The sequence below is a fragment of the Dietzia sp. Cai40 genome (assembly GCF_014145165.1).
Taxonomy (GTDB): domain Bacteria; phylum Actinomycetota; class Actinomycetes; order Mycobacteriales; family Mycobacteriaceae; genus Dietzia; species Dietzia natronolimnaea.
Genome location: NZ_JAALEB010000278.1, coordinates 1 through 4,164 on the forward strand (window position 1 = coordinate 1; position 4,164 = coordinate 4,164).

Genomic DNA, 4,164 nt, shown 5'->3' on the forward strand with positions numbered 1-4,164 from the left:
CCGGCAATCCTCAGATCCCCGTGAACTACCGGGGCTAGTCCAACATTTCGGAAGGCATCCCATTGAGCACGGGTAACAGCCCTCACCCTTAGGTCCGTCGAGGGAGTTTTACGATGAACGACTGATCTGCTGGCTATCCGGATCCATGGCAGTTCATCTCGCTGACCAGTTTCGTATAGTTAGTTAAAAAAGGCGCGTACGAATACTAATTGACGGTCGAGAGTCCGCGTCGATATTCCTCTGCTGAGCCGGTCGTCGCAGAAGGCGGCTATTTCGCTCTCTACAGTCTCTAGAATTGTTACGCCACGATCATCTAGAAATTTGGCAAATGTCACGGCATCTCGCGAATAAGATCGAACTGTATTGCGGCTTAAGTTCTGAGAATACAAGCGTAGGAAAGTGCACCAGGGCTCCATCGGTCGCATCTGGTCATCTACGAGTATCGGTGTCCCATCCTTGATCCGTCGTCGTGGAGTCAGTTCTGGATCGAGAGACATCGGTCCGTCACCGATTGCCGCCCATTTGGCAAAGTACAACTCCACGCTCAACTTCCACCCCTACGGCTCTGGGGCTAGCAGCCCAGTCCCGCTGGCACTGTAGCCGTCTGATGAGACACTGCCACGAAGAGCGCATAACGCCCGGGTGGTGGCCCGGGGTGGCGGTGATCGTCAGCACGAACGGGGCCTTCTCGTGCGGCCCGTCCATTCGGGTCAGACGACGCATGTAGCTGGTGCGCTTGCTGGCGTGCCGGAACTGGTGGGCCTCGTCGATCACCGCCACATCGACCTTGAGGCGAGGGCGCCCGTTCCGGGCCATGAGCTTGCCCAGGCTGTCCGAGGACATGATGATCCAGCGCAGGTCGTCGTCACACTGGTTGTCGTCACCCAGTGCTGCGATGGTGCGCCGCCACGACGGGATGGTGATGCGGGCTGGCCGATCCACCGTCACCAGGATCGTGCGGGCGCCGCGCAACTTCGCGATGCCCTTCGCCGCGGCCACCGCAACCAGGGTCTTGCCGGTGCCCACATCGTTGGCCAGATGAACTTGTCGGAACTGGCGCTGGGCGGCAGCGACGATCGCGTCCACGTCCGCGTGTTGCTCTGGGCGCAGCGTCATCGGTGCAGCGGTCGCGCCCGGGCCCTCGCTGCCGTTGAGCTCGTCCTCCAGCCACCGCAGGTAGGAGCAGGGCTTGCTGGCGTAGGGCTCCAGTGGGCTCGGCAGGGCGGTACCGACGTAGGCGTGCGCGGTGAGCGACTTGTAGTAGGTCACCCCGGCCGGCGTCCCGCCGCCCAGTCCTCCCCACGGGAGCTCCAGCAGCCACACCCGCTGGCCGGGAGGGATAGACGGAACCGCCGGCGCCGCGGCGGGCCGCTTCTTGGCTGACGTCGCCCGCCTGGGGCTCGACTTGCGCCTGGCCGTGGCCTTGCGTGAGGACCGGGTCGCCATCAGAGTGCTGCCGCGTCTCGGGCGGTGACGAGGGCGGGTGAGTCCACAGCGTTCTCCTGGGTGGTCCTGGCGGCGTCGGGCTCACTGTAGGGGCCGGGTCCGTCATCGCCGGGGTGGCCCGGTGCCGGGACGCCGTGGGGGAGGGTAGGTGGCCGGGGGCGGGGGCGAGTCCGCCGGTCGGGGACAGAGCTCCAGTTCGACGACGACGCTGACCCGCCGAGGCCAGAATTCCTGCCACGGATCAGTTCACAGTGACGGCAGGACCTCGCTTGGGGCGCCGAGTTGGCATATTCTGCCAACAGGGGTGATGAGTATGCCAACACGGAATGTTGTTCTCGGCCAGCAGCAACACGAGTTAGTTGATCAGCTGGTGGCATCCGGGCGCTACCAGAACGCCAGCGAGGTATTGCGCGAAGGGCTTCGGCTGTTGGAGCGACGCGATGCTGAGGATGCGGCCAGGCTCGCCGCGCTGCGTGCAGCTGCCGATCAGGGGTGGGCTGACGTGGCGGCGGGTCGCTATGTGGATGTCGATGAGGCGGGCCTTGACGACCTCATCGCAGACATCGGTGCACTGGCTGTGGCCGACGGTCAAACACCTGGCTGATGGCGACGTTTCGTCTCTCAGAGAGCGCACGTGAAGACATTGCGTCGATTCTGTGGTGGTCGTATGAGCAGTTCGGCGACCAGGCCCAGAAGCGGTATGAAGCACTGATCGTTGCGGCACTCAGGGATGCGGCCTCCGCCTCTGACAATCCCGGTCTGGTCGAGCGTCCGGAGCTCGGGGAGGGGGTCGTGTCGTGGCACCTGTCGAATAGTCGCCGTCGATCAAGCGGTGGGAGTGTCAGCCGGCCCCGGCACTTTCTCGTCTGCCGATTCGACGGTGAAGTTCTCGTGGTCGGCAGGGTTCTCCACGACGCGATGGACGTGGGCCAGCACGTCGATCCTGCTCGCGTGTGGAGCTGAGCGGGGGCGGCCGGGGAGCAGTGCGCGCCCGGAATGGACCAGCCTCGGCGCGCACCCGGGCTGGCGGCGTACAGACGGAGCGCATACCCGTGGAGGGAGAGGGTGAGCACCCCCCGGCGCAGCCTCGGCCCGCCCTGTAGACCGACGTGGAACAATGGCCCCCGGTACTGCAACCACCCAGCGCGGTGCCGGCCCAGAGACGAACCACGAACTTCCCCAAGGAGCACAGATGGCGCTTATCGAGCAGGTCGGAGCCCGGGAGATCCTCGATTCGCGAGGCAACCCCACCGTTGAGGTAGAGGTGCTTCTGGACGACGGCTCGTTCGGACGGGCCGCGGTGCCCTCGGGTGCCTCGACCGGTGCCCACGAGGCCGTGGAGCTCCGCGACTCCGACGACCGCTACCTGGGCAAGGGCGTCACCAAGGCCGTCGAGGCCGTGCTGGACGTGCTCGCCCCGGCCGTGATCGGCATCCCCGCCGAGGAGCAGCGCCTGGTCGACGAGGCCCTCCTCGACGCCGACGGCACGGACAACAAGTCCCACGTCGGCGCCAACGCCATCCTGGGAGTCTCGCTCGCCGTGGCCCGCGCCGCCTCCGAGGCCGCCGGCCTGGAGCTGTACCGCTTCATCGGCGGCGCCAATGCGCACGTCCTGCCCGTGCCCATGATGAACATCCTCAACGGCGGCGCCCACGCGGACTCGGGCGTGGACGTGCAGGAGTTCATGATCGCCCCCATCGGCGCGCCCACGTTCCGTGAGGCCCTGCGCATGGGCGCTGAGGTGTACCACCACCTCAAGGCCGTGCTCAAGGACAAGGGCCTGTCGACCGGCCTGGGCGACGAGGGCGGCTTCGCCCCGTCGGTGGACTCCACCAAGGCCGCGCTCGACGTGATCGTGGAGGCCATCGAGAAGGCCGGGTACACCCTCGGTACCGACGTGGCGCTCGCGCTGGACGTCGCAGCCACCGAGTTCTACAAGGACGGCAAGTACCACTTCGAGGGTAAGCAGCTCTCCGCCGCCGAGATGGCCGACGTCTACGCCGACCTGGTGGCCAACTATTCCCTGGTCTCCATCGAGGACCCGCTCGACGAGGACGACTGGGAGGGCTGGACCACCCTCACCGAGATGATCGGCGACAAGGTCCAGATCGTGGGCGACGACCTCTTTGTCACCAACCCCCAGCGCCTGGCCGACGGCATCGCCAAGGGCGCGGCCAACGCGCTGCTGGTCAAGGTCAACCAGATCGGCACCCTCACCGAGACCCTGGACGCCGTCGAACTGGCGCATCGCAACCGCTACGCCTCGATGATGTCGCACCGCTCGGGCGAGACCGAGGACACGACCATCGCCGACCTCGCGGTGGCCTGCAACTGTGGCCAGATCAAGACCGGCGCCCCGGCCCGCTCGGAGCGCGTGGCCAAGTACAACCAGCTGCTGCGCATCGAGGAGATGCTCGGGGACGCCGCCCGGTACGCCGGCGCCGGCGCCTTCCCGCGCTTCAACGCCTGAGCCAGGCCATCGGGTCGCGCGGCCCAAGAAAGCACCGCCCCAGTAGGTAGGTAGTCGAGAGGAGGGCTCATGGCTCGCCCACCGCGCCCTTCTGATCGCCGGGGCGACGGCCGCGATCGGTCGTCGTCCCGGCGTCCCGGCGAGGCATCGGGGCCCATCCGCCGGGCCCCGCAGCGGGGTCGCACCCGCGGTGAGTCACCTGTCGACCCCACCCGCAGGCAGACGCCCCAGCGGCGCACACCGAGCCG

The 4,164-nt window shown here is 66.8% G+C and carries 4 protein-coding genes; 3 read left to right on the forward strand and 1 reads right to left on the reverse strand.

What is annotated here, in order from left to right:
• Positions 1-504: 504 nt before the first annotated feature.
• Positions 505-1,446 (reverse strand): DEAD/DEAH box helicase family protein, encoded by a 942-nt coding sequence (locus tag G6022_RS10990; protein WP_241731167.1) that lies wholly within the window; start codon positions 1,444-1,446, stop codon positions 505-507.
• Between the two features lie 307 nt (positions 1,447-1,753).
• On the opposite strand from G6022_RS10990, the gene G6022_RS10995 reads away from it, so the two are divergent.
• From G6022_RS10995 to eno, 3 genes are all read left to right on the forward strand, one after another.
• Entirely contained in the window at positions 1,754-2,050 is a 297-nt protein-coding gene (locus tag G6022_RS10995; RefSeq protein WP_206682189.1) for a type II toxin-antitoxin system ParD family antitoxin, read from the forward strand.
• Positions 2,050-2,409: a type II toxin-antitoxin system RelE/ParE family toxin gene (locus G6022_RS11000; RefSeq protein WP_182609404.1), complete on the forward strand. Its 360-nt coding sequence runs from the start codon at positions 2,050-2,052 to the stop codon at positions 2,407-2,409. The genes G6022_RS10995 and G6022_RS11000 overlap by 1 nt, the downstream gene beginning before the upstream one ends.
• A gap of 229 nt (positions 2,410-2,638) precedes the next feature.
• Positions 2,639-3,916, forward strand: a complete 1,278-nt coding sequence (gene eno / locus G6022_RS11005) for a phosphopyruvate hydratase (protein WP_182616059.1) — start codon at positions 2,639-2,641, stop codon at positions 3,914-3,916.
• Positions 3,917-4,164: the final 248 nt, after the last annotated feature.